Source organism: Plantactinospora sp. CNZ320 (assembly GCF_002846275.1).
Genome location: NZ_PJMP01000001.1, coordinates 7,925,586 through 7,952,494 on the forward strand (window position 1 = coordinate 7,925,586; position 26,909 = coordinate 7,952,494).

Sequence of the window (26,909 nt, forward strand, 5' to 3'; positions counted from 1 at the left end):
TGGAGGGGGTGGCGCGCCGGGGTGCCGGCTCACCACTCCGCGAAGGAGCCGTCGGGATGTCGCCAGACGGGCCCACGCCAGTTGTGCCCGCGTTGGTCCGCCCGGCGTACCGCATTCTCGTCTATCTGGATGCCGAGCCCGGGACCGGTGAGCCGGGCGATGTAACCGTCGGCGAAGCCGAACGGCGCCCGGTCCACCAGATAGTCGAGCACCTCGGCGTCGGCGTTGTAGTGGATCCCGATGCTCTGCTCCTGGATCAGGTAGTTCGGGGTCGCGAAGCCGACCTGGAGGCAGGCGGCCAGCGCGATCGGTCCGAGCGGGCAGTGTGGCGCGAGTTGTGCGTCGTACACCTCGGCCAGTGCCGCGATCTTACGGACCTCGGTGATCCCGCCCGCGTGCGACAGGTCCGGCTGGGCGACCGCGATGCCGGCCTGGAGCGCCGGCAGGAACTCCTGCCGGCTGTAGAGCCGCTCTCCTGTGGAGACCGGCGTGCTCGTCGACCGGACGAACTCGCCGAGCAGGTGCGAGTTCTCCGGTACGACCGGCTCCTCCAGGAAGAACGGCCGGAACGGCTCCAGCAGCGGGGCGACCCGACGGGCGTTGGCCAGGGTGAACCGGCCGTGGAAATCGACGGCGACGTCCCGGTGCTCGCCGAGCACCTCCCGGGCGGCGGCCACCCGGCGCACCACCCCGTCGAGTTCGGCGACCGAGGCGACCGCGCTCATCCGGCCGGAGGCGTTCATCTTGACCGCGGTCAACCCCGCCGCCACCTGCGCGGCGATGTGCTCGGCGACCTCGCCGGGGTCGTCGCCGCCGACCCAGCCGTACACCCGGATCCGGTCCCGGACCGGGCCGCCGAGCAACTGGTGCACCGGGGCGTCGAAGTGCTTGCCGGCGATGTCCCAGAGCGCCTGGTCGAGCCCGGAGACCGCGCTGGCCAGGATCGGCCCGCCCCGGTAGAACGAGCCCTTCGTCAGCACCTGCCAGTGGTCCTCGATCCGCAGCGCGTCCTGGCCGATCAGCAACTCGCTGAGCTGCGCCACGGCGGTGCGTACCGTCTCGGAGCGGCCCTCGCAGGTCGCCTCGCCCCAGCCGACGGTCCCGTCCGAGGTCTCGACCCGCACGAAGAGCCACCGGGGCGGGACGAGGAAGGTCTCCACCCGTTCGATCTTTGTCACGGCGTCCGCCCCTCAGCCCTTGGTGGCCCCGGCGGTGAGGCCGGAGACGACGTACTTCTGCACGAAGAGCGCGATCAGCATGATCGGCAGGGTGACCACTGTGGACGCGGCCATCAGGCCGCCCCAGTCGATGCTCGCGTAGCCGACGAAGTCGAAGATCGCCACCGGCAGGGTCTTGGTGTCGGCGCCGGAGAGGACCAGGGCGAACATGAAGTTGTTCCAGGAGAAGATGAACGACAGGATGCCGGCGGTCGCGATGCCCGGCGCGGAGAGCGGCAGCGTGATCCGCCGGAACGCACCGATCGGGGTGAGCCCGTCCACCTGCGCCGACTCCTCCAACTCAAGCGGCAGTCCGTCGAAGAAGCCCATCAGGATGTAGACCACCAGCGGCAGCGACACGAACATGTGGCTCAGGATCAGCACGGTGAAGCCGCCGACCAGCCGCATGTTGGAGAAGACGTAGTACCACGGCACCAGCAGCGAGACACCGGGGATCACCCGGGCCATCAGCACCACCAGGGCCGACTTCTTCATGTTGAACCGGCTCATCGCGTACGCCGCCGGCACGCCCAGGATCAGCGACAGCACGGTGGCCGCGAACGCCACCCAGAGGCTGTTGCCGATGAACTGGAGGTAGTTCGCCTGGTCGAGGACCTTCGTGTAGTTGTCGAGCACCGGCGTGAACGCGAACGCCTTGCTGGAGTCGTAGATGTCGACGTTGGTCTTGAAGGAGGCGGCGACCATCCAGAGCAGCGGGGCGACCAGCGAGGCCACCACCACGGCCAGGGCCACCGCCCGGAAGATCTGGTACGGGGTACGACGCTTGCGGCGGGCCATCACTGTGCGCCCTTCTTGCGGCGGGACGTCAACGCCCACATCGAACCGATGATGATCAGGAAGAAGATGATGAGTACCGTCGACGAGACGCCGTACTCGTTGTAGTCGAAGCTCAGCCCGTACGCGTACACGTTCAGCGTCTCGACCTCGTGGAACGATCCGCCGCCACGCCCCTTGGTGGCGTACAGGATGTCGAAGGTCTTCAGCGCGTCGATACCGCGCAGCAGGATCGCCACGATCACCGTCGGCATCAGCAGCGGCAGGGTGACGTGCCGGAACCGCTGCCAGGCGCTCGCCCCGTCCACCCGGGCGGCCTCGTCCGGTTCGTTCGACAGCGAGGTCAGCCCGGCCAGCAGGATCAGCACCACCATCGGGGTCCACTGCCAGATGTCGATGAAGATGGTGGTCGGCAGCGCGCTGTTCTGGCCAGCCAGCCAGGGCTGCGGGCCGATACCGACCCAGCCGAGGATCTGGTTGGCCATCCCGATGTTCGGGTCGAAGATGAGCCGCCACATCATGCCGACCGCGACCGGGGTAGCGACCAGCGGCAGCAGGATCGCCACCCGGACCCACCGCTCACCGCGGAACGGCCGCCACAGCAGCAGCGCGACCGCCATGCCGATGACGATCTCGAAGAACAGTGCGACCCCGGTGAAGCCGACGGTACGCAGCACGGCTGGCCAGAACCGGTCGGTGTCGGAGAGCACCTCGAGGTAGTTCGCGAAGCCGATGAACTCGGACTCGGCCCGGACCGAGCCCTCGGCGTCGGTCAGGCTGAGATAGATCGTCCAGGCCAGCGGGAAAATGATCAACGCACCGACGAACGTCATGGCCGGTGCCGCGAAGAGCCACTTGCGGTTGTTGTTCGCCCAGCGGGTCCAGCCGGTCAGTTCGCCGGGCGGCTGGGGGGATGCCAGAGATGCCATGGGGTGGTCTTTCCGGGTCGGCGGATCCGCGACGCGGGGTGACGGATCACTCCGTCACCCCGCGCGATGGCCTACTTCTCGTCGTCGAGGAGCTTCTGGAACGCCTCGTTCGCCGCCGCGGCCGAGCCGGCCACGTCCTTGCCGGTGATCGCGTCGACGATCGGCTGGCCGACGATCTCCCGGGACTCGGCGACCTTCACGACCAGCGGGCGGTCGTGGCCGACGCCGTTCTCGGTGCTGACCTTGATGGCCTCGGCGAGGTCCTGCGGGTAGGTGGTGATGCCCTCCGGGTTGTTCCAGACCGAGGTACGGGCACTGGGCACGCCGCCCTTCTGCTGTGCCAGGGTCTGGTCCTTGCCGGCCGCCCACTGGATGAACTTCCAGGCGTTGTCCTGGTTCTCCGAGCCCTCGTTGACGCCGAGCGCCCAGGACGGGATGTTGTACGGCTTGGAGCCCGCCGGGCCGGCCGGGAACGGTGCGAACCCAACGCTGTCGGAGACCTTGGACTTGGCCGGGTCGGTGGCGTTCTTGTAGAGCGAGTTGGCCTCGGTGTAGAAGGCCGCCTTGCCCTGGGTGAAGATCGCCATCGCCTCGGACCAGCTCATGTCGGTGCTGATGTTCTCCGGCCCGTGCTCACGCAGCAGCCCGCCGTAGTACGCGTACGCCTGCTTGGCCTGCTCGGTGTTGACGCTGGCCTTGCCGCTGCCGTCGACGAAGTCGCCGCCGAAGCTGAACAGGAAACTGGAGAACTGGGTGACCGCGGCGGCCTTGCCGGTGCGGGCCACGAAACCGGCGGTACCCGGGTTGTCGGCCTCGACCTTGGCGGCCATCGTCTTCAGCTCGTCCAGGGTCTTCGGCGGTGCGCTGAAGCCCGACTTCTGCAGCAGGTCCTTGCGGTAGTACAGGACCTCCTGCTCGGTGATGATCGGGATGCCGACCAGCTTGTCTTCGTAGGTGGTGGCCTGCACCGGCGAGGACTGGAAGTCGGCGAGATCGAACGCCGAATCCTCCTTGGCCCGATCGGTCAGGTCGGTCAGGTAGCCGTTCTTGGCGAAGAGCTTCCCCTCCTGGAGGGGCCGGTACATCATCACGTCGATGTCGCTGGAGCCAGCGTTCAACTTGACGTTGTACTGGTCGGAGAGCTGATCCTCGCCGAGCTGGGTGACCTCGACCTTCAGGCCACTCTGCTGCTCGAACTCCGGTAGAGCCTTCTTTATGTTTTCTGTCCAGACGTGGTTCACCAGGGTGACGCGCAGCGTGTTCGACCCGCCGCTGTCGTCGCCGCCTCCGCAGGCGGACAAACCGAGGGCAGCCACCACGGCCAGAGATGTTCCGATTACCGAGCGACGTAACACGTCCATCTTCCCTTCCCTCGCGGCGACCCGCCGTTGGGGCGCCGCCCGCGGACTCCTACGTCCGCCTAATGCCGGATGCTAGGCCGATAAACCTGACTTAAGCAAGACTCGCCGACTAACTGATAGGCTTTATTAATGGCCACGCCGTCACCTGAGGTCGCGTCTGTCCGGCTCGACCCCGGCGAGTTCGGGCTGCACGCCCGACTGCTCGACGAGTTGGGCACGGCCGTCTGCGCCGGCCGACTCGCACCGGGATCGGTGCTCTACATCGACGACCTTGTCGAGCGGTACGCCGTCTCCCGCTCGGTGGTCCGGGAGGTGCTGCGGGTGCTCTCCTCGATGGGGCTGGTCGAGTCCCGCCGCCGGGTCGGCACGCTGATCCGGGCCGCCGGCGACTGGAACGTCTTCGACCCCCAGGTGATCCGCTGGCGGCTCGCCTCGACCGGTCGGATCGCCCAGCTCCGCTCCATCACCGAGCTGCGTAGTGCCGTCGAGCCGCAGGCCGCCTCGCTCGCCGCGCTGCGGGCCACCCCGCAGGAGGCAAGCGAACTGGTCGGGCTGGCCGCGAAGATGTGGGCGGCGGGGAAGGCCGGCGACGAGCCGGAGTTCCTCCGGCTCGACATCGAGTTCCACCGGCAGGTGCTCGTCGACTCCGGCAACGAGATGTTCGTCAAGCTGCACGAGCTGGTCGCCGAGGTGCTGGCCGGCCGGCACCACTACGACCTGATGCCGCACTATCCGCACGAGCAGGCGCTGCAACTGCACGCCGACGTGGCCCAGGCGATCCAGCGGCGCGACGGCGAGCGGGCCAAGACCGCGATGGTGCAGATCATGGAACAGGCAATGATGGAGATGAGCGCGATCTGGGCGCAGAGCGGTCCGGAACCGGCCTCCTGACGTCGTCCTCCGGCGGGTCGGCGGAGAGAGTTGTCCGGCGGTACGGTTTCTAGATCATCGATATCGGGGCGGCGGACTATGGTGGGCCGGACCGCGCGGTCGCGGTACGTGGCGTCGGCTCGTGCCGGCCGATCGCCCGCGTACCAGGACCGGAGGCGTCGCGCACCAGAGGACGGAAGCGCCCGCGCACCAGAGGGACAGAGGGGACCACCATGGACACACCATCCCGCCCGCCGTTCCGCGCCGACCACGTCGGCAGCCTGCTGCGACCCGCGCGGCTGCTGACCGCCCGGGCGGACCGGGCCGCCGGGCGGATCTCCACAACGGAACTGCGTGCCGTCGAGGACGACGCGATCCGCGAGGTGGTACGCCTACAGGAGAGCATCGGGCTGCGTACCGCCACCGACGGTGAGTTCCGGCGTACCTCCTGGCACATGGACTTCATCTACCAGCTCGGCGGGATCGACCCGGCCGACGAGAAGCTGACCGTCGAGTTCTTCAACTCCGCCGGGAAGCTGGAGTTCCAGTCGGCGGCACTGCGGGTGCACGACCGGGTGCGGCTTACCGACACCATCTTCGGTGACGCCTTCTCGTTCCTGAAGCAGCAGGTCAGCACGGGCACGCCGAAGCTGACCATCCCGTCGCCGAGCATGGTGCACTACCGGGGCGGTCGGGCCGCCATCGACACCGCCGTCTATCCCGACCTGGACCAGTTCTGGGTCGACCTCAGCGCCGCGTACGCCGAGCAGGTGCGCCGGCTCGCCGATCTCGGCTGCACCTATCTCCAGTTCGACGACACCAGCCTGGCGTACCTGAACGACCCCCGGCAGCGGGAGATGGTGGCCGCCCAGGGCGGCGACCCGGAGCACCAGCACGAGCGCTACATCCGGCAGATCAACGCCTCGCTGGCCGACCGGCCGGCCGGGCTGTCGATCACCACGCACATGTGCCGGGGCAACTTCCGGTCGTCCTGGGCCGCCGAGGGCGGCTACGACTTCGTCGCCGAGGCGCTCTTCAGCCAGCTCGATGTCGACGGCTTCTTCCTGGAGTACGACGACGAGCGCTCCGGTGACTTCGCACCGCTGCGGTTCGTCCCGCCGGGCAAGCGGGTGGTGCTGGGCCTGGTCACCACCAAACGGGGTGAGCTGGAGAGCAAGGACGCGCTCAAGCGCCGGATCGACGAGGCGGCCCGGTACGTCCCGCTGGACCAGCTCTGCCTCTCGCCGCAGTGCGGCTTCTCCTCCACAGTGGAGGGAAACGCGCTGACCCAGGAGGAGCAGGTGGCGAAGCTGCGGCTGATCGTGGAGACCGCGCAGGAGGTCTGGGGCGACAACTAGTCCGGCCCGACGTCGGCGTGGCGGCAGCGGAAGGTGCCGGCCGGACTCCCGGACCGGCAGGCGGCGGCCACGCCGACGTCGAGGCTCCACCGCTGCCAGGGTGCCAGGCCGGCCGGCCGTCCACCGGAACGGATCTCCCGGCACGCGGACTCCCGGGGCAGCCGTCCCGGTCAGGCGGGTAGCAACCGTGGGTGCACCTGCCCGTCGAGCCAGCGTCGCATGGTCTCGTTGAACAGGTCGACGTCCTCCACGTTCCAGACGTGGTGCAGCCCCGGCGCGAGGCGGAGATCCGCCTGCGGGGCTACCTCCCGGATGAGCCGGAGGGAGTCGCGGGTCGACCGGGGTTCGCGCTCGCCGGCGGTGGCTAACAGCGGAGCGGGGAAATCCGCCAGACCGGGCGGGACCTCGCCGGTGGTGACCTCGTCGAGAATCCGCCGCGACGTCTCGCGGGACACCGAGAGACCGTGTTCCACGTAGGTGTGCCGGGAGTCCGCCGGCAGCCGGAACGCCGCAGCCTGCGCCTTCCAGAACCAGGGGGCGTTCCAGAGCAGGAGTTGCACCTTCGCCGCCGCCCGCAGCACCGTCCCCGGCCGCCCCAGCATGGCGCCGGTGACGAAGAGGGAACGGACCAGCTCCGGGCGCCGGGCCGCGAGATGCAGCGCGACGATTCCGCCGAGGGAGAGCCCGATGACGTCGACCGGCGCCGTGATCCGCAGCGCGGCGAGGCGATCCGCGAGGTGGTCGACGACGGCGGGCAGACCGGGCCAGACCTGGCAGGCGTGTACGCCGAACCCCGGGAGGTCGGGTGTCACGACGATCCGGTCGTCGAGTACGTCGACCTGGGGCTGCCAGATCCAGTTGGCGACACTGCTGCCGTGCAGGAGTAGCACGGGAGGGGCGGTCGAGGCAGCGCTCGGTCGATGGATCTCGGCAAACCCGGTCACGCCAGTTCCTTCCGTAGTTTGCTGAGCCAGCTCAGTTCCGTACGCGCGTGGGCGATTCCGTTGTCCAGGGTGGCCAGGCGCAGCCGGGCCCGCCGGTCGGTCGGCTCCGGCGCCGAGGCCCGCATCCGCACCAGGGTCGCGAGCAGAGCCTGGATGTCTGCCTGTCTCGCCCCGAGCAGTTCCGCCAGCTGCGACTCCGGCAGGCCACCGGAGAGGAAGAGCCGGGCCAGGAAGGCGTCGCGTTCGGGCTGGCGGTCGAGTTTCGAGGTCAGCCAGTCGTCGAGCACCTCGCGACCCCGCTCGGTGATGTGGTGGAGCTGCCGGTCCGGGGCGCCGACGCCGGGGACGGTCTCGACTGTGGCCAGGCCATCCTCGGTCAACCGGGCCAGCGTCCGGTAGATCTGCGCCCTGTCGGCGTTCCAGAAGTGATTGACGATCGTGTCGAAGTGACGTTTGAGTTCGTAGCCGGTCATGGGTGCCAGGTCCAGAAGACCGAGGATGAGGCGTGCGAGGACCATGGCTCCAGCATGGGGCATGCTAGTCGACTTGTCTACTACTCCGGCCGCGCCACCCACCCCGGCCACCTGCGCTGCAACGGCCCGGTGACATCACGCACAGCCGGCGCCCTAGGCGTTCTTTGTCGCTATCCTGACGGTGACCGCCGCGCCGCGGCGATCCCGGACGAGTTGCGCGTCGTACCCGGCCTGCAAAGACGACCGCCATCGAGGTGAGATCGTCGTGGCCTGGATCGTGCTGATCATCTCCGGGTTGATGGAAACCGTCTGGGCGATCGCGCTGGAGCGCAGCGCCGGCTTCAGCCGCCCGCTTCCCACCGGAATCTTCGCCGCCGCCCTCGTGCTGAGCATGGCCGGCCTCGGCTACGCACTGCGCACCATTCCGGTCGGGACCGGCTACGCGGTGTGGGTGGGCATCGGCGCCGTCGGGACCGCGCTGGTCGGGATGATCGCGCTCGGCGAGTCGGCGAGCGTGCCCCGGCTGCTCTGTCTGGTGCTCGTGGTGGCCGGCGTGGTGGGCCTGAAGTTCTTCCACTAGCCTCCCGCGCCGGGCCACGGTCGGGCCGGAACAACCCGGGACCGGGCGGGTGGCCGGCGGGTGGTTCGATGCTCCCCAGCGACCGCGTGGAAAGGGGCATCCGGGGATGACGGGCTACGAACGGGACGGGACCGGGGCCGGTACCCGGACCAGGTGGGTGGCGCCGGTCCGCCGGGCGCTCGCCCGGATGCTCAACGCCGACGGCCTTTCCTCGGGGTACGCCCCGGCACGGCGTGACCCGGAGACCGACCGGATCGTGGACTGCGCGGCGTACGTCGACGGTCACCGGCTGCCGGGCCGGCCCGACCCCCACGCGGCGCTGGCGGCGGCACGCCGGGGGCGCGGGTTCGTCTGGCTGGGGCTGCACGACCCGGACGAGGCGGATTTCGCGCCGGTCGCCCGGACGTTCGGCCTCGACGACCTGGTCGCCGCGCACGCGCTCAACCGGGAGCACCGGCCGGCGGTGGAGCGCTACGACCAGGTGACGGTGATCGTGCTGCGCACCAGCCGGTACGTCGAACACACCGAACTGACCGAGACCTCCGAGGTGGTGGAGACCGGCTCGGTGACGGTCTTCGTCGGTCCCCGTTTCGTGATCACCGTTCGGCACGGCGCACCCGGGGCACTCCGGCCGGTCCGGGCCGACCTGGAGGCCCGGCCCACCCTGCTGACCCTCGGCCCCTGGGCGGTCGCGTACGCGGTCTGCGACCAGCTCGTCAACTCGTACGACGAGGTGGCCGCCGCCGTCGAGGCCGACATCGACGCGGTGGAGGAGCAGGTCTTCGCCGCGCGCACCGCCCGGGACCGGATCGCGAACATCTACCAGCTCAAACGGGAGCTGATGGAGTTCAAGCGGGCGGTCGCGCCGCTCCAGCGGCCGTTCGCCGCGCTGCTCGACGACCGGGAGCTGCCCCGACCCGTGGTCCGCTACTTCCGGGACGTGCACGGCGTGCTGTCCCGGACGGTGGAGCGGGTGACCGCCTACGACGACCTGCTGAACTCGATCCTCCAGGCCCGGCTGGCCCAGGTCTCGGTGGACCAGAACAACGACATGCGCAAGATCGCGGCGTGGGCGGCGATCTTCGCGGTGCAGACCTTCATCGCCGGCATCTACGGGATGAACTTCGAGTTCATCCCCGGGGTGAAGGCGGCGCAGGGCTTCTGGGTGGTGCTGCTGGTGATGCTGGTACTGGCGGTGTTGATGCACCGCGGTTTCCGGCGCAACAACTGGCTCTGACCGCCGGGCGGCGACCGGCGGGGCGGCCCGTCGCGGTCAGAGCCAGTCGCGGCGCTTGAAGATCACGAAGAGCGTGCAGCAGACCACGAGCATCAGGAAGATCGCGAACGGGTAGCCGAACACCCAGTGCAGCTCGGGCATGTAGTCGAAGTTCATCCCGTAGACCGTGCCGATCAGCGTCGGCGCGAAGAGGATCGCGGCCCAGGCGGAGATCTTCTTGATCTCCTCGTTCTGCGTGTAGCTGGCCACGGTCAGGTTCTTGACCTCCTCGTTCTGCGCCTGCGACACCAGGGTGGCGTTCAGGGCGAGGATGTCCGCCAGGATCTGCCGGAACTCGTTTACCCGCTCCGAGGCGGTGGTGGCGTGGTCGGCCACGTCGCCCAGATAGCGCCGCAGTTCCTCGTCGGTGCCGTACTTCTCGAAGCCGCCCTCCAGCCCCTGGAGGATGTCCAGCAGCGGCCGGGTGGCCCGCTGGAACTCGATCACCTCACGGGAGAGTTCGTAGATCCGCCGGCTCACCCGGGGATCGCCCCGGAACACCTCGGTCTCGATCTCGTCGATGTCGTTCTGCAACCCCCCGACCACCGGGGCGTACCCGTCGACGACGCTGTCCAGGATCGCGTACAGCACCGCCTCCGGGCCGCGCCGCAGCAGGTCGGGGTCGTCCTCCATCCGGTGACGTACGGCGGTCAGGTCGGGGGCCTGCCCGTGTCGTACCGTCAGCACGAAGTTGGCCCCGACGAAGACGTGTACCTCGCCGAAGTCGACCTCCTCGGCCTCGTCGAGATAGCGGGCGGCCCGGAGCACCACGAACAGGGTGTCGCCGTACCGTTCGAGCTTGGGTCGCTGGTGCGCAACGATGGCGTCCTCGACGGCCAGCTCGTGCAGGCCGAACTCCTCGGCCACGGTGAGCAGTTGACCCTCGGTCGGCCGGTACAGGCCGATCCACGCCATCGTCCCTGGATGTTCCCGGAGCCGCTGGCACGTCTCGGCGAGGTTCGACGGGGCCTCGATCCGGCGCCCGTCCCGGTAGATCGCGGAGGTGACCACACTCTCCTCCGCCGGCGGCGGCTGGTTGCCCTCCTCGGCCGCCCGCGGATCCATCGACAGCTCCGGTGGCGACTGCGGATACCGGTCCTGCGAGCGGCGCAGGGCCCGCTTCGCGGGTCGGAGGGCGCGCGAACGCCAGTCGGACATGGACAAGCCTCCACAACGAAGACGTCGAGCGACACGTGCGGGGACCCTACGGAGAGTGGATCGCACAACCGGTCGGCGCCCGTCCGGGGCCGCCGAACCATCCCACGCCTGCCCCCGGCCGAGGACGACAAACCGCTGGCCAACAGCACGGAAACGTTGACCAACCCCCACGGTAGGCGGCGCCGCGACCCTTCGCACCCCGAGTGGCGGACAACGCCGCCCCGGGCCGGTGGCGCGGGCGCTTGCCTGACCGGCTGGGTGGCTCGGGCGCTGCCTGAGCGCTCGGGTGGCTCGGGCGCTGCCTGACCGGCCGGGTAGCTCGGGCGCTGCCCGACCGGCTGGGTAGTCCCGGCGCTGTCGGGTCAGCCTCCGGCCACGGAGGGGATGATCCGGACTTCCGCGCCCTCGGGCACCGCCGTGTCGAGGCCGCCGGTCTGCCGGCAGTCCTCGCCGTCGACGTACACGTTGACGTATCGGCGGAGCCGGCCCTGCTCGTCCCGGATCCGCCGGATCAGCCGGGGCCACTCGGTGGCCACCTCGTCGAGGACGGCCCGGAGGCTGCCCGTCGTGGCGACGTCGAGCCGGCCCGCGCCGGCCGTCTCGCCGCGCAGCGCGGCGGGCACGATCACGCTGACCACGCGGCTCACACCTCCGCGGCCCGGACGCAGAACACGTCGGGCAGGTGCGCGGCGACCAGCGACCACGAGTCCCCCTCGTCCCGGCTGGCGTAGACCTCGCCGGAGCGGGTGCCGAAATAGACGCCGGCCGGGTCGGCGTCGTCGACACACATCGCGTCGCGCAGCACCGCCGGGTAGTAGGGGTCGCTCGGCAGCCCGTCGGTCAACGGCTGCCAGCTGTCACCGGCGTCGGTGGAGCGGAAGACCCGGCAGCGCCGGTCGACCGGGAAACGCTCGCTGTCCGCGACCAGCGGGAAGGTGTAGATGGTGCCGCCACGGTGCGGGTGGGCGACGATCGGGAAGCCGAAGTCGCTCGGCAGCCCGTCGGCGATCGACCGCCAGCTCAGGCCGCCGTCGGTGGAGCGGTAGACGCCGTGGTGGTTCTGCGCGTAGAGCCGCTCGGGATCGGCCCCGTCCCGGGCGACCTTGTGCACACACTGCCCGAACTCGGGCCACTCGTCCGGCATGAAGTGGGCGCGGATGCCGGTGTTCTGTGGGCGCCAGCTCGCACCGGCGTCGGCGGTGCGGTAGACGCCGCCCGTCGACATGGCGACCAGGACCTGCGCCGGGTCGGTCGGGTGCGGCAGCACCGTGTGGATCGCCTGGCCGCCGTACCCGGCATCCCACTGCGTGCGGTGCGGGTGGTCCCAGAGCGGGCGCACCATCTCGAAGGAGACGCCGCCGTCGACCGACCGGAACAGCGCCGAGGGCTGGGTGCCGGCGTAGACCACGTCCGGCTCGCCGGCCGGGCCGGGGGTGAGCTGCCAGACCCGCTCCAGGCTGGACCCGGTGCCGTCCGGGAACGCGACGGGTGCCTCCGCCGGCTCCTGCCAGGACGCGCCGAGGTCGTCGCTGGTCGCCACGCTCGGGCCGAAGTGCGAACTCGTTACCCCGGCGAGCAACCGGGGGGTGGGCCGCCGTTTGTCCACGGCGACCGAGTAGACCCCGGTCATCGGGAAGTGCGCCCCGCTCACCTGCCAACTCCGGCGGCCGTCGTCGCTGGTGGCGAGGAAGAGGCCCTTGGCGGTGCCGATTGTCAGCAAGGTTGTCATGGTCAACTCTCCGATCGGGACGTGCCCCGTTGGCGTCCGCCCGGCAGTATGCCGAGGGGTACCGACAAAACGGCAGTCCAGACGGCGTGGCGAGGGTCGGCGGACGGCTACGGCATGAGCGCGTTGACCCGTGAGTAACTGAGCAGATTCGCCCCGAAGCCGAAGGTGCCGCTCTCCCGGATCTCCCGAGCCGCCTCCACGAAGGCGGTCATCGCCGCCCGGGCCAGGGTGGAACCGAGGCTGATCCGGCGTACGCCACAGTCGGCGAGCATCGCGACCGTGATCCCGGGGGCCGAGCCGGCGAGTGCGTTCACCGGTTTGTCCACCGCCGTGCAGACCGACCGGATCGCGTCCAGGTCCGGCAGTCCCGGTGCGTAGAGCACGTCCGCGCCGGCAGCGGCGTAGGCCCGGAGCCGTTCCACGGTGTCGGGCAGGTCGGCCCGGCCGTAGAGGAAGTTCTCCGCCCGGGCGGCCAGGGTGAACGGGAACGGCAGGCTCCGGGCCGCCGCCACCGCCGCCTCGACCCGGCGGACCGCCTCCGCCAGCGGGCGGATCGGATCGGCGGGGTCGCCGGTGGCGTCCTCGATCGACCCGCCCACCGCGCCCGCCTCGGCGGCGAGCCGGATCGTCTCGGCCACCTCGGCCGGGCTGTCGCCGAACCCGCTCTCCAGGTCGGCCGCCACCGGCAGTGGGGTGGCCGCCGCGATCACCCGGACGTTCTCCAGGGTCTCCGCCCGGCTGACCACGTTGGCGCCGTCGGGCCGGCCGAGCGTGAAGGCCAGCCCGGCACTTGTGGTGGCGAGCGCGGGGAAACCGAGCTGGGCGAGTACCCGGGCACTGCCCGCGTCCCACGGATTGGGCAGTACGAAGGTGGGCCCCTCGTGCAGCTGCCGGAAGGTGACGGCCCTTCGGTGCTGGTCGGTGGCGTCCAGAGTCATCTGATCATCCTCCCCGACGGCAGCGCCGCACGGCGACAACGGTCGGAGAGAAACACGCCATACCGGCTCGGTCACCGCAGGGTCTCCGTACCGCATCATCGATCTCTCCGCCGACGCCGGCTGTCTAGACTCCTCAAATGGTCAATCGCCGGGGGACCGTCGCGCTCTGGGGAGTCTTCGCCGTCATCGCGGTGGTCTCGTCGGTTCTCGTGCTCCGCCGGCCCGACTGGGAACGCCTGTCGGACCTGCACATCTACTACGGGGCCATCCAGCACCTGCTCGCCGGCCAGCCGCTCTACGAGTTCGTCGCCGCCAACGGCGGACCGTTCACGTACCCGCCCTTCGCCGCACTTGTCCTCGCACCGATCGGGCTGCTGCCCGAGGGCGTACTCCAACTCTGTTGGCTGGCCCTGACCTGCGCCGCGATCGCCGCGATCGCGATGGCGGCGGGTGGCGCCGTCACCTCGGCACCGCACCGGCGACAGCTGGTGGTCGCGGCCGTCGCCTGCGCACTGATGCTCTCCGCCCCGGCCCAGAGCAACCTGCGGTTCGGCCAGGTCAGTGTCTTCATCGTGCTGCTGGCCCTGGTCGACGGGATGGGGCTGACCCCGGCGCGGTACCGGGGGATCCTGGTCGGGATCGCCGCCGCCGTCAAGCTGACCCCGCTGCTCTTCGTGGTCTTCTTCCTGGTCTCCCGCCGCTGGCGCGACGCCGGCCGCGCGGTCGGCGCGTTCCTCGCCTGCGGCCTGGTCGGCGCGCTCGTGCTGCCCGCCGACAGCTGGACCTTCTGGACCGGCACCTTCCTCAACACGTCCCGGGTCGGCAACCTCGCCTCGCTCGGAAACCAGTCCCTGCACGGCATGCTGCTGCGGGTCGGCGTGGAGGGCGAGACCTTTCCACTGCTCTGGGCCGGCCTGGTGATGGTGATCTGCGGTACCGCACTGCTGCGGGCGCGCCAGCTCGAACTCTCCGGCCGGTCCGGGCACGCGGCCGTACTCGTCGGCTGCGCCACCGTGGCCGCCTCGCCGGTCTCCTGGACCCACCACCAGATCTGGCCGGTGCTGGCCGCGATGCTCCTGATCGGGACCTACGGAGTGGCCCGCCGGGTGGCCGGGGTCGCGGCGCTGGGCGTGATGGTGCTGTCGCTGGGAGCGCTGCTCAGTCCGGTCTCGATGACCCCGGGACTCCAGTTCCTGCTGGAGAACTCCCGATCCCTGGCCACCGTCACGCTCTGCCTGGTCGGCTTCGGCGGGGTCACCGTCGCCGCCGTCGCCGCCGGTCGGCGTACCGGCCCGGCCCGGGGGTGGTTGCGGGTGGGTACCGCAGCCGTGGCCACGGTCGCCTTCTTCGCCGTACAGCCGCTGCCGGCGGGGGCTGATCCGACGTTCAAGGCGTACTCGATGTCGGATGTGCACAACCCGCGCTACTTCTTCGTCTGCCGCAGCGCGGCCGAGTGCGCCGCGTTCGGTGCGGGCGCGCCGATCACCTTCGGGGTCACCGCCGAGAAGACCAAGGTACGGGTCAACGGGGTCGTCGACGCCACCGTGTCCCGGCTGGAATACCAGTCCGCGCCCGGAGGTGCGCCACGGACGATTCCGCTGCTGGAGGTCTATCCGGGGCAGCGGCTCTTCTCGTTCCGTTCGGCCAGTCTCTCGCACGGCCGGCTGACCGCGTTTTCTGCGGACGGCAGCCCGATCGCCGCGTACAGCGAGGAGCTCGCCGTCAGGTGACGGCGCGCGGCCCCGGCCGGCGGGTGCCGCACCGGCCGGCCAACCGGCGGCCGAACCCGATCGGGCCGGGATGTTAACGTGGCGCCCGGATCACGACGGCGACCCGGAGACCCGGCCGGTCACCGCCTCGACCGTCGCCGGCCGGCCGGACTGTGCCGGCGCCGCCGGGCGCGCGCTTGCGTGCGGATCGGTTACCCCCAGTGGCGGGCGGGCGTCACCAGCTTCACGGGAAGGGCCTTTTGGATTGTCGGTCTTCACGCGCCGCCGTCGACTCCCGACCGATGCACCGCCCGAGCCGGCGAAGCCCGCCGCGCCCTCGGAGGCCGGCGCCACGACCTCGGAGGCCGACGCCGCGCCTTCGGAGACAGGCGGCGCTACCTCGCAGGCGGGTGCCGTGGCCGACGCGGGTGCGGACGACGGCGGTAGCGACGCCGCCGAACCCGTCGGCAGGCGGGGCTGGCCGCGGATCGTGGCGGCTCGACTGGTCAGTGTTCTCGCCCTGTTGCTCGTCGTCTTCGCCCTGCTCGCGCCGAACCAGCTCACCCTCGTCACGCCGGGTGCGTTCCTGCGCCTGCCGTTGGAAGCCCTGCTGGTGGTCACACTGGTGCTGCTCCTGCCGGTCTGGGGACGCCGGCTGGTGGCGGTGCCCGTCGGGGTGGCCCTCGGGCTGCTGGCCATCGTGAAGGTCATCGACATGGGCTTCTACGCGGTGCTGGCCCGGCCCTTCAACCCGGTCTTCGACTGGATCTCCTTCGAGGCCGGTACGGACTACGTCGAGCAGTCGTACGGCCGGACCGGTGCCGTCGTCGCGGTGGTCGTCGCCGGGCTGCTCGCGGTCGGCCTGCTGGTGCTGATGACGCTGTCGGTGCTCCGGCTGACCCGGCTGGCGGTCCGGCACCGCCGGGCGACGACGCACATCGTCGCGGCCCTGGGTGCCACCTGTGTCGTCGGTGCCGTGCTCGGCGTGCAGATCGTCCCGGAGATACCCGTCAGCACCCTCACCTACGACCGGGCGCTCCAGGTGCGGGCGGCCCTGCGTGACCAGGAGGTCTTCGCGGCCGAGGCCCGGGTCGACGCCTTCGCGGACACCCCCGATGACCAGTTGTTGACCGCGTTGCGGGGCAGGGACATGGTCCTCGCCTTCGTCGAGAGCTACGGTCGCTCGGCGGTCGAGGATCCGGCATTCGCCCCGGAGGTCGGTGCCACCCTCGACACCGGCTACGCCCGGCTGCGCACCGCCGGGTACGCGGCGCGCAGCGGTTGGCTCACCTCACCGACCGCGGGCGGCGGAAGCTGGCTGGCCCACGCCACGCTGCTCTCCGGACTCTGGATCGACAACCAGCAGCGCTACACCCACCTCGTCGCCACCGACCGGATGACCCTGAACCGGGCCTTCCAGCGGGCCGACTGGCGGACGGTCGGAGTGATGCCGGGGATCACCCAGACCTGGCCGGAGGGGCGGTTCTTCGGCTACGACGAGGTGCACGCCTCGAAGGAACTCGGCTACCGGGGGCCGCAGTTCAGCTGGGCGCAGATGCCGGACCAGTACACGCTCTCCGTCTTCGAGCAGCGTGAACACTCCACCCCGGACCATCCGCCGGTGATGGCGACCATCCCGCTGGTCTCCAGCCACGCGCCCTGGACACCGATCCCGGAACTCATCGGCTGGGACCAGCTCGGCGACGGATCGATCTTCGGGCCGATGGCGGAGGCGGGCGAGTCGCAGGACGACGTCTGGCGGGACACCGGCAAGGTACGCACCCAGTACCGCCGGGCCGTCGAGTACTCGCTGAACACCATCGTCTCCTACCTGGAGCGGTACGGTGACGAGGATCTGGTCTTCGTCTTCCTCGGCGACCACCAGCCGACTCCGCTGGTGACCGGGGAGAACGCCAGTCGCGACGTACCGATCACCATCGTCGCCAAGGACCCGGCGCTGCTGGACCGGATCTCCGGATGGAACTGGCAGGAAGGGCTGAAGCCCGGTCCGGAGACTCCGGTCTGGCGGATGAGCGACTTCCGGGACCGGTTCCTCACCGCATTCGGGTCGTAGCCGCGGGTTGCTGTGCTGCGAGTGTCGGTGCACGTCGATAGGCTCGCCGGGTCGGTGGCCCCGGCGGTTGGCCCGGGACGGCATCGACCGCCGGCCACAAGCTCTGACCAGCGCTCGGAGGTTCCAGACCATGCTCGACGGCGCCACTCTGACCCTGACCACCGTCAACCTGAGCGCACCGGACCCGAAGGCTCTCGCCCACTTCTACCAGCGTCTCCTGGGCTGGGAGATCACCGTTGAGGAGCCGGAGTGGGTCCTGATGCGTGATCCGGGCGGGGGAGTCGGGCTGGCCTTCCAGGCCGAGTCGTCGTACCGCCGGCCGAGCTGGCCGGCCGGCCCCGGCGACCAGCAGATGATGATGCACCTGGAGATCCGGGTCGACGACCTGGAGCGCGCCGCCGCGCACGCCGTGGCGTGTGGCGCCACCCGAGCCGACTTCCAGCCCCAGGACGATGTCCTCGTGCACCTCGACCCGGCCGGCCACCCCTTCTGCCTCTACCTCTGACCGACCACCCCGACGTACCCGCCCGCGATCGCCGGGCCTGTCGGATCAGTCGGCGAGTCGGGCCGGGAAGCCGCCGGTGGCGACCGGACCCCAACTGTCGACGGTGACCCGGATCAGCGACTTGCCCTGCCGGCGCATTGCCTCGCGGTACTCGTCCCAGTCCGGATGCTCGCCGGAGATGCACCGGAAGTACTCGACCAGCGGCTCCAGCGCCTCCGGCAGGTCGAGCACCTCGGCGGTACCGTCGACGTGCACCCACGGCCCGTTCCAGTCATCGGAGAGGACGCAGAGCGAGACCCTCGGATCCCGGCGGGCGTTGGTGGCCTTGGCCCGTTCCGGATAGGTCGAGACGACGATCCGGCCCTCGCCGTCCAGGCCGCAGGTGACCGGCGAGGACTGCGGGCGGCCGTCCGGGCGGGTCGTCATCAGGATGGCACGGTGCCGAGGCCGGAGGAAGTCGAGCAGTTCGGCACGGTCGACACGGGTGTTGGTGGCGATGCTGCGGGTCATTGCCCGTTTCTACCAGGCTCGGCCGGGACGGGCCCCGACGGCCGGTTCAGTCTCCGGGGCCGGGGCCGGGGCCGGAAGCGGAGCCAGAGCGGGGGCCGGAAGCGGGACGGCCGGTGGCGGCCTTGAGGGCGCGCAGCACCGAGAGTTCCGACCCGGTCGGCGGCTCACCGGTACGCAGGTCGTCGGCGACCCGCAATCGCCAGCCGGTCGCCGCGCGGGCCTGCTCGACGGTGGAGCCCGGATGCAGCTCGGTCAGCACCAGCTCCCGGGTGGACGGATCGGGCCGGAGTACGCCGAGATCGGTGATCACGACCTGTGGTCCGGCCCCGCGCAGCCCGAGCCGTTCCCGGTCACCGGGGCCGGTACCGTAGCCGAACGAGGTGACGAAGTCGACCCGCTCGACGAAGGTACGCGGATTCTGCCGCATGATGACGATGACCTCGCGGCAGGAGGCGGCGATCTCGGGTGCGCCACCGGCCCCGGGCAGCCGTACCTTCGGTGCGCCGTAGTCGTCGCCGATGGCCGTGGTGTTGATGTTGCCGTACCGGTCGAGCTGGGCACCGCCGAGGAATCCGACGTCGACGTTGCCGGGCTGGAGCCAGTAGTTGAAGACCTCGGGCACGCTCACCACGGCATCGGCGGTGTCGGCGAGGATGCCGTCGCCGATCGAGAGCGGCAGCCGGTCGGGCTTGGCGCCGAGGCACCCGGACTCGTAGATGAGCACGAGCCGGGGGGCGTGGGTCGCCCGGGCGAGGTTGGCGGCGGTACTCGGCAGGCCGATCCCGACGAAGCACGCGGTGCCGTCCCTCAGTTGCCTGGCGGCGGCGACGGTCATCATCTCGTCGGCGGTCCACTCCGCACCCGTCGTCACCACCTCCCCGGCCCGCTCGGTCCGCTCCCTCGCCCCGCCGGGCTCGCCGTGCCCCCTCGTCCCGCCGTGCTTGTTCATGCCTGCCTCCCGGCGTCGAGGACGTGCTGTCGCATCCACGTGGTGAACGTGTCCCGATCGCGACTGATGGTGTCCCATGCCTGGTAGAAGTCGTTGTCCCGGACCGAGTAGCCCTGCGCGTAGGACGGATGCGAGCCACCGGGTGCGACCGCGACCGCGCTGACCGCCCAGGTCGGCAGGATCACCTGGGTGGGCATCGGCTCCAGCGAGTCGACGACCTCCTCGACGGTGACCAGGGACCGCTTGGCGGCCAGCACCGCCTCCTTCTGCACGCCGGTGATGCCCCACATCTGCACGTTGCCGGCCCGGTCGGCACGCTGGGCGTGCACGATCGTGACATCGGGGTTCAACGCCGGTACGGCGGTGAGCACCTCGCCGGTGAACGGACAGCTGATGGGCTTGATGGTGGCGGTGTGCCGGGGCAGGTCGGTGCCGGTGTAGCCGCGCAGTACCGCGAACGGCAGCCCGGATGCTCCGGCAACGTACCTGTTCGCCATCCCGGCGTGGCTGTGCTCCTCGATCTCCAGCGGGGTGGGCCAGCCGCGCTCCACCGCGTCCCGGAACCGGTGCAGCGAGCCGACTCCCGGATTGCCACCCCAGGAGAAGACCAGCCGACGGGCACAGCCCATCCCGATGAGCTGGTCGTAGATGACGTCCGGAGTCATCCGGACCAGTTCCAGGTCGCGTCGCCGCTGCCGGACGATCTCGTGGCCGGCGGCGAACGGAATCAGGTGGGTGAATCCCTCCAGGGCCACCGTGTCACCGTCGTTGACCAGCTCGGCCACACCTTCGGTCAGCGAGACGATCTCAGCCATCCGTCCCCAGTCTCCTGATCACGCGTCGTCACCCCGCCGAGCGGGTGACGGCAGACGGGCGCAGTCGTTCGTTTTGCGTACGCTTGTTCTGATAACGAACGTAGCCTGACGCATCCGGCCCCGTCAACGCCGCCGTGTTCCGAGCGGTTGCGAGCTTCGCTGTCCTGGGAGTAGCGTGACGGCAGAATTCATCGCCTGATGAAATAGGGTGATCGCCATGGACGGGCACACGACCTGCGTAGTCGTCGGCGGCGGACCGGCCGGAATGGTGCTCGGGCTGTTGCTCGCCCGGGCCGGCGTCGACGTGACGGTGCTGGAGAAACACGGTGACTTCCTCCGTGACTTCCGGGGCGACACCGTGCACCCGTCCACCCTGCGACTCCTCGACGAACTGGGCCTCGGGGAGCGGTTCGCCGCCCTGCCGCAGAGCCGGCTGGACGAGGTCGCCTTCCCGGTGGCACCCGGCCGGCAGATCGTCATCGCCGACTTCCGCCGGCTGAAGACCCGCCATCCGTACGTCGCGATGGTGCCGCAGTGGGACCTGCTCAACCTGCTCGCCGAGGCCGGCGCCGGCGAGCCCTCCTTCACGCTCCGGATGCGCACCGAGGTGACCGAGCTGATCCAGCAGGACGGCCGGGTGCGGGGCGTGCGCTACCGGGGGCCGGACGGCGAGACAGGTGAACTGCGTGCCGAGCTGACCGTCGCCTGCGACGGCCGGTGGTCGCTGGCCCGGGACCAGGCCAGGCTGCCGGTGCGAGAGTATCCGGTGCCGATCGACGCCTGGTGGTTCCGGTTGCCGCGCGACCCGCAGGACGACCCGGCCGGGCTCACCCCTCGGGTCGGCCCCGGCCGGTTCGCCGTCGTGGTGCCCCGGGAGGGCTACCTCCAGATCGCCTACATCGCCCGGAAGGGCACCGACGCGCAGCTCCGGGCCCGGGGGATCGAGCGGTTCCGCCGGGACGTCGCGGAACTGGCTCCCGGCTTCGCCGACCGGGTCGACGCGATCGCGTCGATGGACGACGTCAAGCACCTCGACGTACGGCTGAACCGCCTCGACCGTTGGCACGTGCCCGGGCTGCTCTGCATCGGCGACGCCGCGCACGCGATGTCACCGATCGGCGGGGTAGGGATCAACCTCGCCGTGCAGGACGCGGTCGCCGCCGCGACCCTGCTGGCCGAGCCGCTCCGGCGCGGCACGGTGACCGAGTCCGACCTCGCGGGCGTCCGCGCCCGACGCCTGCTGCCGACGATCCTGGTGCAGCGGTTGCAGCGGCTCATGCACCGGGGCCTGGTCACGCCGATCCTCGACGGGCGTCGCGCCGGGCCGCCCCGGCCGGTGCTGGCCCTGCTCCGGCGGTTCCCGTTCCTGACCCGCGGCCCGGCCTACCTGATCGGCATCGGCGTACGCCCCGAGTACGCGCCGCCGTTCGCCCGCCGGCCACCGATCCCGGCCGGCGGGGGCGAGTAGCCCGCGCGGCGGGATGTCCGAGGGCTGGGCTGGGCTTCCCCTCAAGTGCTGACTTGTCCCACTTTCTGATGTGGATTTGGCGACATCCAGGGACAGGACTACGGTCAAGGCCGGCTGATGCCGCGAAATGGGGCCAACGCGACCGATAGGATCATGGTGACTGTCCTCAACTTTCGGCGTACCGGTGCACAGGCCGCGCTCGCGGTGGCGTGTGCGGTGCTCATCTCCCTCGCGACGGCCTGCGCGGGCGGTGACACCGAACGGCCACAGTGGTCAGACGGTGTGCCGGGCGCCGAGTCGTCGCCGGCCGCGCCGAGTCCGACCGAGGTGCCCCCGACTCCGACCTCGACCTCGACCCCGACGCCCAGGCCAACGGCGGTACGCACCACCCGGCCACCGGCTCCCGCCGCACCGACCCGCCGCGCCCGCACCATGGGCGAGCAGACCACGGTGACGGTCAGGGTGACCGGCGGGTTCGGCCAGGCGCAGAACTTCACCGGCCTGCACCAGGAGGGGTGTGGCAACCCCAGTTTCGGGCTGGTGCAGATCCGGGTCGGTGCGGCCGGCAACGTCTCGTCGGTCTCGTTCCGCTACCGGGTGAGCACCGCCGTCCCGTTCGACGGCAGCGGCTCCGCCCGGACCATCGGCAGCGACCAGGGCGTCTGGCTGGCGAGCCTGGGGCCGTTCCGGGCCGAGCCGCGCAACTCGGCGGGCGGCACGATCGCGGTCACCGCGACGGCGAAGTTCAGGGACGGCTCGACCCGGACCGCCCGGACCAGTACCCCGATGAAGTCCTGCCAACGCTGACCCGGCGGCGGTCGACATGGCATCGCCGGCAAGCTGACCCGGCGTGCGGTCAACCCAACATCACCCAGGGTGGCCGGGATCGGTTCGGCTTGGGGCATGATCGGGGGCGATGTCATTCGTCCTGCCCGAGCCGGCCCGGCTCGACCTCTGCTACGACAGCCTGCACGGGCTCTCCGTCGGTGACGCGCTCGGCGCCCAGTTCTTCGTTGCCGGCCGGTCACCGGTCGACCTGGCGGCGGGTCGACCCCCGGCCGGCCCCTGGGAGTGGACCGACGACACCGAGATGGCCTGCTCGGTGGTTGCCGAACTCGCCGCGTTCGGCGAGATCCGGCCGGACCGGCTCGCCGCCGCGTTCGCGGAGCGCTGCGAGCCGTACCGGGGCTACGGGGCGGGGGCGGTGGTGATCCTGCACCGGATCCGGGACGGTGTGCCGTGGCGGGACGCGGCCCGGGAGGCGTTCGGCGGAACGGGCTCCTGCGGCAACGGCGCCGCGATGCGGGTCGCGCCGCTCGGCGCCTACCACGCCGATCAGCCGAACCGGGCGGCCGAGCAGGCGATCCGGTCCGCCGAGGTGACGCATGCACACCCGGAGGGGATCGCCGGGGCCGTACTCGTCGCGGTCGCCGCCGCGCACGCCGGAGCGGCCCGGTTCACCGGGGTACGCCCGACAGCGCCCGAGTTCCTCGATCGGCTGGAGCCGTACCTGGTCGACGGGGAGGTACGCCGGGGCGTCGAGCGGGCCCGCCGGCTGCTCACCGGTACGGCGGTGACGGTGCAGGAGGCGGCGTACGAGTTGGGCAACGGATCACGGGCGACCGCACAGGACACCGTCCCGTTCGCGCTCTGGGTCGCCGCGACCCATCTCGACGACTATCCGGCAGCGATCACCACGTGCGTCACCGCCGGTGGGGACGTCGACACGACCGGGGCGATCGTCGGCGGCGTGCTGGCCGCGTACACCGGGATCGGTGACCGGCCCGACGCGGTCGGCGTGCCGGCGACCTGGCTGGCCGCCCGTGAGGCGCTGCCCGACTGGGTCGACACGCGTGCGAGTGACGAGCCTCCGAGCGACGAGCGTCCTACCGACGAGCCGGGCACCGAGCCGCGATAGCCGGACCCGGCGACGGCGGGGAATCGACGCCCCGGTCTACTGGCCGGAGCCGGAGCCGGCCGTCGGCGGTGGGATCGGCTGCCGGCGGTGGGCTCCAGCTCAGCGGGGTCCGGTGGTACCGGATTGTCGGTCGGTCGACCTGCCGGGCGGATCGCCCGGGCCACCCTTGTCGTGGGGTTTGCCCGGGGCGCTCCCGCCACGCTTGGGGTCGACGGCCAGCAGCCGGCGGCAGTATGCGTCGACCTCGGCGCGACCGCCGGCCGCCCGGACCAGCGTGGCGGACGGCGGGTGTCGGCCGGCGGAACCGGCACCGGGGCCACCCCGGGTCAGGAAGGTACGGCACTGCGCCGTGAGCGCATGGGGTGGCAGGGCGTGGCCGGTCGGGCCGGGCTCGGCGGCCGGTCGCTCGGCACCGTGCGGAGTCGACGTTGGCGCCGGTGCGCTGGTCGGCGGGGCGGTCGTCAGCCCCACGCTCGGACCCGTCTCCACGCTCGGCGTGCTGCGGGGCGGCGGATCTGCGGGACGCAGTGCGGGTATCTCCGCTGCCAGCGCCACCCCGGCGGTGAGGGTGGCGACTACCGCGACGAGCCAGCCGAAGGCGCCGGCCGTCAGCCGTCGGCGGCGGCCGGGCGGCCGGGCGGAGGTACCGGCCGGGGCGACGTCGGTCTCGGCCGGCCGGGTTGTCGCCGCCGCGCCTGCCATCGCCCGCGCGTCACGGACCGCCCGGAAGGCCGCCACCGCGGCCTCCTCGCCATCGAGTTCTCCGGGCCGGGCCGGCGCCGCAGCGACGGCGAGCAACTCGGCGACCCGGTCGTCGCTCGCATCGCTGACCTGCCGGCCGCTCGCATCGCTGACCCGGCCGACCTGGCCGGTGACTCGGTGGACGGCCGGGTCGGTGCTTCGGTAGCCGGCCGGGGCGGTGACCTGGTGACCGGTCGGATCGGCGATTCGGTGCCCAGTCGGGTCGGTGGGCGGATCGATCGGCTCACCGGCCGGATCGCGGGGTGCGCCGTGCGCCTGCCGGGCCTGTGTGGCGCCGGCGGCGACGGCGTCGAGTAGCCGCTCGGCCGCTTCCGGACCAGGCCGGCGGCGTCGACGGAAAGCCATGCTCATCTCTCTCAGCGCCATCCCTGTCCAGCCTCGACATCCTCGCTGGACCGTACGTCGGCGGCCGGTGCGACCGTCGGCGCACCGTCGCCGACCGGTACGACCGCCGGTGCACCGTCGGCGGCCGGCTCCGTCGCTCCGTCCACCGCGTCCTGCGCCAGGACGCGGGCCAGGCGCCGCAGCCCGCGGTGCGCGGCGGTGCGGACGGCTCCGGGGCGTTTGCCGAGCACCCGTGCGGTGCTCTCGGCGTCCAACCCGATCACGGTACGCAGCAGCACCGCCTCGGCCTCGGTACGCGGCAGTGAGGCGATCAGTGCGACGGCGGTGTCGGTGCCCAACCATTCGTCGGCGCTCGCGGCGGTGTCCTCGGCGCCCGGCAGCTCGGAGAGTGCCTCGATCGGCACCGGCACGGTCGGCCGGCGGCGCTGGTGCCGGAGGTGGTCCAGCGCCCGGTTGCGGGCGACCCGGGTAGCCCAGGCCCGGAAGCCCGGCCCACCGGCGAAGGCTGGCAGGTCACGGGCGATCTGCAACCACGTCTCCGACGCCACGTCCTCGGCATCGGAGCCGACCAGCACGGTCAGGTAGCGCAGCAGTCCGGGCTGGAGTTCCCGGTAGAGCATCCGGAACGCGTACTCGTCGCCCTGCTGCGCCGACTGGACCAGGGCACTCAGCTCGGCCGGCACGGTTCGACTCCGTTACGGGACGCCCCGGTCCCGCCCGTCCGGGGTGCCGTCCGGACCTGAAGACGGGAAACCGGAGCGCTTTCCGCAGCGTCCCGTCGTACCGTGCGTCGTCGTCGGATCCCGATCCGCACCGGTGGTCCCCCGTCCAACGTGATCGCCGTCCCACGCTAGGTGCGGGCCCAGCCCGCAGGCAAGTCGTCACCCCGCCGGAAGGAGTGAGATATCTCCGCCAGCCTGCCCGGTGCGTCCCGGTAACACAATGCCATCATCCGGCGCTGTCGCAGGTGGCATCCCCGACGGGCAGGTGCCGAGGTGCCGGGGCCTGCGCTCTCGCCGGTCACGCCGCCCGGTAGCCTCTGCGCTTCGACAACGGGGAATGTCGCGACGACGGGGAAAACCGCGACGACGGAACATCGCGACGATGGAATGTCGCGACGATGGAATGTCGCGACGACGGGGAGGGGGAGACGGTGGTCTGGCCGTTCCGTAAGAAGCAGGCCGCGGTGGCGCCGGAGGCTCCGGCGAACACCGCGCCGTCGATCGACAAGGCCAAGGGTGATCCGGCGGCGGCCCGGCTGCGGGCCGCGCTCGGCGAGCGGAACTGGATGGCCGCCCGCGACTTCCTCAACTCGGTCCAGGACCCCGACGACCGGGCGTTCTATCTCGGAATCTGTGCGGACGTCGACGGGGTGCAGGACTGGATCGGGGAGTGGATCGCCGCCGAGCCGTACTCCACGCTCCCGCTGCTGGTACGCGGCTGTCACGGCGTCTACTGGGCCTGGGAGGCGCGCGGTGGTGCCACCGCCGAGCACACCAGCCAGAGCCAGTTCACCGGCTTCTTCGACCGGTTGCGGATGGCCGAGAACTGCCTCGACGAGGTGGTGGAACGCGACCCCGACGACACCACCGCCTGGACGTTCCTGGTGACCGCCGCCCGGGGCCGGCAGGTCGGCCGGGAGGAGGCGATGCGCCGATTCACGCAGGTGGTCGCCAGGCATCCCACGCACCTCGTCGCGCACCAGCAGATGTTGCAGTTCCTCTGCCGGAAGTGGTTCGGCAGCACCGAGGAGATGTTCGACTTCGCGCGTACGGCGGCGGCGAAGGCACCGGCCGGGAGCCTGCTGCACGAACTGGTGGTGGTGGCGCACATCGAGCACTGGCTCGACCTGCCCAGCGAGGAGAAGGACCCGTACATCATGAGCCCGGCGGTACGGGCCGAACTGCGGGCGGCGGCCGAGCAGTCGATCTGGCACCCGGCGCACCGCCGCCGGCTGGGCTGGACCAGCGTGTACAACTCGTTCGCGCTCGCCTTCTCCTTCGCCGAGGACTACCCGGCGGCGGCGGCCGTCTTCGACGCGATCGGCGACAACGTGACCGAGTGGCCGTGGTACTACTCCAGCGGCAGTGACCCGGCCGGGCGGTTCGCCACCTGGCGGGACATCGCCCTCGCCAACCGGCACGAACCGCCCCGGTAGCCGAGCGACCCCGAAACACCGGCTGGCGAGACGGGCGGGGTGTCGCCGCGATCGGGTGACACCCCGCC

General features: G+C 71.1%; 26 protein-coding genes and 1 riboswitch. Of the genes, 11 read left to right on the forward strand and 15 right to left on the reverse strand.

Features of this window, described 5'->3' with window-relative positions:
- Positions 1 to 29 precede the first annotated feature (29 nt).
- The 4 genes from dgoD to CLT71_RS35515 all read right to left on the reverse strand — a co-directional run bounded on the left by dgoD (position 30) and on the right by CLT71_RS35515 (position 4,302).
- Complete coding sequence (gene dgoD, locus CLT71_RS35500; protein ID WP_101370952.1) at positions 30 to 1,178, reverse strand: galactonate dehydratase; 1,149 nt, start codon at positions 1,176 to 1,178, stop codon at positions 30 to 32.
- 12 nt (positions 1,179 to 1,190) lie between these two features.
- Positions 1,191 to 2,015, reverse strand: a complete 825-nt coding sequence (locus CLT71_RS35505) for a carbohydrate ABC transporter permease (RefSeq protein WP_101370953.1) — start codon at positions 2,013 to 2,015, stop codon at positions 1,191 to 1,193.
- Positions 2,015 to 2,941, reverse strand: a complete 927-nt coding sequence (locus tag CLT71_RS35510; protein ID WP_199187824.1) for a carbohydrate ABC transporter permease — start codon at positions 2,939 to 2,941, stop codon at positions 2,015 to 2,017. Before CLT71_RS35510 ends, CLT71_RS35505 begins: the two co-directional genes overlap by 1 nt.
- Positions 2,942 to 3,012: 71 nt before the next feature.
- Entirely contained in the window at positions 3,013 to 4,302 is a 1,290-nt protein-coding gene (locus CLT71_RS35515) for an ABC transporter substrate-binding protein (RefSeq protein WP_101370954.1), read from the reverse strand.
- A gap of 129 nt (positions 4,303 to 4,431) precedes the next feature.
- Between CLT71_RS35515 and CLT71_RS35520 the strand changes: the two genes are divergently transcribed.
- Both CLT71_RS35520 and CLT71_RS35525 read left to right on the forward strand, forming a co-directional pair.
- On the forward strand, positions 4,432 to 5,193 hold the full coding sequence (locus tag CLT71_RS35520) for an FCD domain-containing protein (protein WP_101370955.1): 762 nt from the start codon (positions 4,432 to 4,434) through the stop codon (positions 5,191 to 5,193).
- 212 nt (positions 5,194 to 5,405) lie between these two features.
- On the forward strand, positions 5,406 to 6,530 hold the full coding sequence (locus tag CLT71_RS35525) for a 5-methyltetrahydropteroyltriglutamate--homocysteine S-methyltransferase (protein WP_101370956.1): 1,125 nt from the start codon (positions 5,406 to 5,408) through the stop codon (positions 6,528 to 6,530).
- Between the two features lie 170 nt (positions 6,531 to 6,700).
- Here the strand turns inward: CLT71_RS35525 and CLT71_RS35530 are convergent, their stop codons facing one another.
- Complete coding sequence (locus CLT71_RS35530; RefSeq protein ID WP_101370957.1) at positions 6,701 to 7,474, reverse strand: alpha/beta fold hydrolase; 774 nt, start codon at positions 7,472 to 7,474, stop codon at positions 6,701 to 6,703.
- A complete protein-coding gene (locus tag CLT71_RS35535; RefSeq protein WP_101370958.1) occupies positions 7,471 to 7,992 on the reverse strand; it encodes a PadR family transcriptional regulator in 522 nt (173 codons plus the stop codon). The genes CLT71_RS35530 and CLT71_RS35535 overlap by 4 nt, the downstream gene beginning before the upstream one ends.
- 136 nt (positions 7,993 to 8,128) lie before the next feature.
- Positions 8,129 to 8,197, forward strand: a riboswitch (guanidine-III (ykkC-III) riboswitch).
- Between the two features lie 15 nt (positions 8,198 to 8,212).
- Between CLT71_RS35535 and CLT71_RS35540 the strand changes: the two genes are divergently transcribed.
- Positions 8,213 to 8,527 (forward strand): SMR family transporter, encoded by a 315-nt coding sequence (locus CLT71_RS35540; protein WP_101370959.1) that lies wholly within the window; start codon positions 8,213 to 8,215, stop codon positions 8,525 to 8,527.
- Between the two features lie 106 nt (positions 8,528 to 8,633).
- A complete protein-coding gene (locus CLT71_RS35545) occupies positions 8,634 to 9,764 on the forward strand; it encodes a magnesium and cobalt transport protein CorA (RefSeq protein ID WP_101370960.1) in 1,131 nt (376 codons plus the stop codon).
- A gap of 36 nt (positions 9,765 to 9,800) precedes the next feature.
- On the opposite strand, the gene corA is transcribed toward CLT71_RS35545, so the two are convergent.
- The 4 genes from corA to CLT71_RS35565 all read right to left on the reverse strand — a co-directional run bounded on the left by corA (position 9,801) and on the right by CLT71_RS35565 (position 13,628).
- On the reverse strand, positions 9,801 to 10,961 hold the full coding sequence (corA, locus tag CLT71_RS35550; RefSeq protein ID WP_101370961.1) for a magnesium/cobalt transporter CorA: 1,161 nt from the start codon (positions 10,959 to 10,961) through the stop codon (positions 9,801 to 9,803).
- A gap of 362 nt (positions 10,962 to 11,323) precedes the next feature.
- Positions 11,324 to 11,599, reverse strand: a complete 276-nt coding sequence (locus CLT71_RS35555) for a MoaD/ThiS family protein (protein ID WP_101372062.1) — start codon at positions 11,597 to 11,599, stop codon at positions 11,324 to 11,326.
- A 5-nt stretch (positions 11,600 to 11,604) separates the two neighbouring features.
- Positions 11,605 to 12,690, reverse strand: a complete 1,086-nt coding sequence (locus tag CLT71_RS35560) for a glycosyl hydrolase (protein ID WP_101370962.1) — start codon at positions 12,688 to 12,690, stop codon at positions 11,605 to 11,607.
- A gap of 107 nt (positions 12,691 to 12,797) precedes the next feature.
- The gene (locus CLT71_RS35565) at positions 12,798 to 13,628 is read right to left on the reverse strand and encodes an isocitrate lyase/PEP mutase family protein (RefSeq protein WP_101370963.1); all 831 of its coding nucleotides are present in this window, start codon (positions 13,626 to 13,628) and stop codon (positions 12,798 to 12,800) included.
- Between the two features lie 137 nt (positions 13,629 to 13,765).
- On the opposite strand from CLT71_RS35565, the gene CLT71_RS35570 reads away from it, so the two are divergent.
- The 3 genes from CLT71_RS35570 to CLT71_RS35580 all read left to right on the forward strand — a co-directional run bounded on the left by CLT71_RS35570 (position 13,766) and on the right by CLT71_RS35580 (position 17,916).
- Positions 13,766 to 15,358, forward strand: coding sequence for a glycosyltransferase 87 family protein (locus CLT71_RS35570; protein ID WP_101370964.1), 1,593 nt, complete (start codon positions 13,766 to 13,768; stop codon positions 15,356 to 15,358).
- Between the two features lie 394 nt (positions 15,359 to 15,752).
- Positions 15,753 to 17,411: an alkaline phosphatase family protein gene (locus tag CLT71_RS35575; RefSeq protein ID WP_101370965.1), complete on the forward strand. Its 1,659-nt coding sequence runs from the start codon at positions 15,753 to 15,755 to the stop codon at positions 17,409 to 17,411.
- Between the two features lie 130 nt (positions 17,412 to 17,541).
- On the forward strand, positions 17,542 to 17,916 hold the full coding sequence (locus tag CLT71_RS35580; protein ID WP_101372063.1) for a VOC family protein: 375 nt from the start codon (positions 17,542 to 17,544) through the stop codon (positions 17,914 to 17,916).
- A 45-nt stretch (positions 17,917 to 17,961) separates the two neighbouring features.
- Here the strand turns inward: CLT71_RS35580 and CLT71_RS35585 are convergent, their stop codons facing one another.
- The 3 genes from CLT71_RS35585 to CLT71_RS35595 are packed head-to-tail and all read right to left on the reverse strand — an operon-like array spanning position 17,962 to position 20,190.
- Complete coding sequence (locus tag CLT71_RS35585) at positions 17,962 to 18,426, reverse strand: PPOX class F420-dependent oxidoreductase (protein WP_101370966.1); 465 nt, start codon at positions 18,424 to 18,426, stop codon at positions 17,962 to 17,964.
- A 46-nt stretch (positions 18,427 to 18,472) separates the two neighbouring features.
- Complete coding sequence (locus tag CLT71_RS35590; RefSeq protein WP_101370967.1) at positions 18,473 to 19,375, reverse strand: CoA-transferase; 903 nt, start codon at positions 19,373 to 19,375, stop codon at positions 18,473 to 18,475.
- Positions 19,372 to 20,190 carry a CoA-transferase gene (locus tag CLT71_RS35595; protein WP_101370968.1) on the reverse strand — a complete coding sequence of 273 codons (819 nt, stop codon included), beginning with the start codon at positions 20,188 to 20,190 and terminating at the stop codon, positions 19,372 to 19,374. The genes CLT71_RS35590 and CLT71_RS35595 overlap by 4 nt, the downstream gene beginning before the upstream one ends.
- 217 nt (positions 20,191 to 20,407) lie before the next feature.
- Here CLT71_RS35595 and CLT71_RS35600 point away from each other — a divergent pair, with 217 nt between their 5' ends.
- The 3 genes from CLT71_RS35600 (at position 20,408) to CLT71_RS35610 (ending at position 23,576) form a co-directional block, all read left to right on the forward strand.
- Entirely contained in the window at positions 20,408 to 21,658 is a 1,251-nt protein-coding gene (locus CLT71_RS35600) for an FAD-dependent oxidoreductase (RefSeq protein WP_101372064.1), read from the forward strand.
- 156 nt (positions 21,659 to 21,814) lie between these two features.
- Positions 21,815 to 22,465, forward strand: coding sequence for a hypothetical protein (locus CLT71_RS37280; RefSeq protein ID WP_486483630.1), 651 nt, complete (start codon positions 21,815 to 21,817; stop codon positions 22,463 to 22,465).
- A 109-nt stretch (positions 22,466 to 22,574) separates the two neighbouring features.
- On the forward strand, positions 22,575 to 23,576 hold the full coding sequence (locus CLT71_RS35610) for an ADP-ribosylglycohydrolase family protein (RefSeq protein WP_101370970.1): 1,002 nt from the start codon (positions 22,575 to 22,577) through the stop codon (positions 23,574 to 23,576).
- A 99-nt stretch (positions 23,577 to 23,675) separates the two neighbouring features.
- On the opposite strand, the gene CLT71_RS35615 is transcribed toward CLT71_RS35610, so the two are convergent.
- Together CLT71_RS35615 and CLT71_RS35620 are read right to left on the reverse strand one after the other, a co-directional pair.
- Entirely contained in the window at positions 23,676 to 24,683 is a 1,008-nt protein-coding gene (locus CLT71_RS35615) for a hypothetical protein (RefSeq protein WP_143743756.1), read from the reverse strand.
- 11 nt (positions 24,684 to 24,694) lie between these two features.
- Positions 24,695 to 25,366 carry an RNA polymerase sigma factor gene (locus tag CLT71_RS35620; RefSeq protein WP_101370972.1) on the reverse strand — a complete coding sequence of 224 codons (672 nt, stop codon included), beginning with the start codon at positions 25,364 to 25,366 and terminating at the stop codon, positions 24,695 to 24,697.
- Positions 25,367 to 25,803: 437 nt separating this feature from the next.
- Between CLT71_RS35620 and CLT71_RS35625 the strand changes: the two genes are divergently transcribed.
- Positions 25,804 to 26,841 carry a DUF4034 domain-containing protein gene (locus CLT71_RS35625; RefSeq protein ID WP_101370973.1) on the forward strand — a complete coding sequence of 346 codons (1,038 nt, stop codon included), beginning with the start codon at positions 25,804 to 25,806 and terminating at the stop codon, positions 26,839 to 26,841.
- The last annotated feature ends 68 nt before the right edge of the window (positions 26,842 to 26,909 follow it).

Excerpts from the sequence above, each read along its gene's own strand:
- CLT71_RS35505 (WP_101370953.1), bottom strand. The coding sequence starts at position 2,015 with ATGGCCCGCCGCAAGCGTCGTACCCCGTACCAGATCTTCCGGGCGGTG.
- CLT71_RS35510 (WP_199187824.1), bottom strand. The coding sequence starts at position 2,941 with ATGGCATCTCTGGCATCCCCCCAGCCGCCCGGCGAACTGACCGGCTGG.
- CLT71_RS35515 (WP_101370954.1), bottom strand. The coding sequence starts at position 4,302 with ATGGACGTGTTACGTCGCTCGGTAATCGGAACATCTCTGGCCGTGGTG.
- CLT71_RS35520 (WP_101370955.1), top strand. The coding sequence starts at position 4,432 with ATGGCCACGCCGTCACCTGAGGTCGCGTCTGTCCGGCTCGACCCCGGC.
- CLT71_RS35525 (WP_101370956.1), top strand. The coding sequence starts at position 5,406 with ATGGACACACCATCCCGCCCGCCGTTCCGCGCCGACCACGTCGGCAGC.
- CLT71_RS35535 (WP_101370958.1), bottom strand. The coding sequence starts at position 7,992 with ATGGTCCTCGCACGCCTCATCCTCGGTCTTCTGGACCTGGCACCCATG.
- CLT71_RS35545 (WP_101370960.1), top strand. The coding sequence starts at position 8,634 with ATGACGGGCTACGAACGGGACGGGACCGGGGCCGGTACCCGGACCAGG.
- corA (WP_101370961.1), bottom strand. The coding sequence starts at position 10,961 with ATGTCCGACTGGCGTTCGCGCGCCCTCCGACCCGCGAAGCGGGCCCTG.
- CLT71_RS35560 (WP_101370962.1), bottom strand. The coding sequence starts at position 12,690 with ATGACAACCTTGCTGACAATCGGCACCGCCAAGGGCCTCTTCCTCGCC.
- CLT71_RS35565 (WP_101370963.1), bottom strand. The coding sequence starts at position 13,628 with ATGACTCTGGACGCCACCGACCAGCACCGAAGGGCCGTCACCTTCCGG.
- CLT71_RS35570 (WP_101370964.1), top strand. The coding sequence starts at position 13,766 with ATGGTCAATCGCCGGGGGACCGTCGCGCTCTGGGGAGTCTTCGCCGTC.
- CLT71_RS35580 (WP_101372063.1), top strand. The coding sequence starts at position 17,542 with ATGCTCGACGGCGCCACTCTGACCCTGACCACCGTCAACCTGAGCGCA.
- CLT71_RS35585 (WP_101370966.1), bottom strand. The coding sequence starts at position 18,426 with ATGACCCGCAGCATCGCCACCAACACCCGTGTCGACCGTGCCGAACTG.
- CLT71_RS35590 (WP_101370967.1), bottom strand. The coding sequence starts at position 19,375 with ATGAACAAGCACGGCGGGACGAGGGGGCACGGCGAGCCCGGCGGGGCG.
- CLT71_RS35595 (WP_101370968.1), bottom strand. The coding sequence starts at position 20,190 with ATGGCTGAGATCGTCTCGCTGACCGAAGGTGTGGCCGAGCTGGTCAAC.
- CLT71_RS35600 (WP_101372064.1), top strand. The coding sequence starts at position 20,408 with ATGGACGGGCACACGACCTGCGTAGTCGTCGGCGGCGGACCGGCCGGA.
- CLT71_RS35610 (WP_101370970.1), top strand. The coding sequence starts at position 22,575 with ATGTCATTCGTCCTGCCCGAGCCGGCCCGGCTCGACCTCTGCTACGAC.
- CLT71_RS35615 (WP_143743756.1), bottom strand. The coding sequence starts at position 24,683 with ATGGCTTTCCGTCGACGCCGCCGGCCTGGTCCGGAAGCGGCCGAGCGG.
- CLT71_RS35625 (WP_101370973.1), top strand. The coding sequence starts at position 25,804 with ATGGAATGTCGCGACGACGGGGAGGGGGAGACGGTGGTCTGGCCGTTC.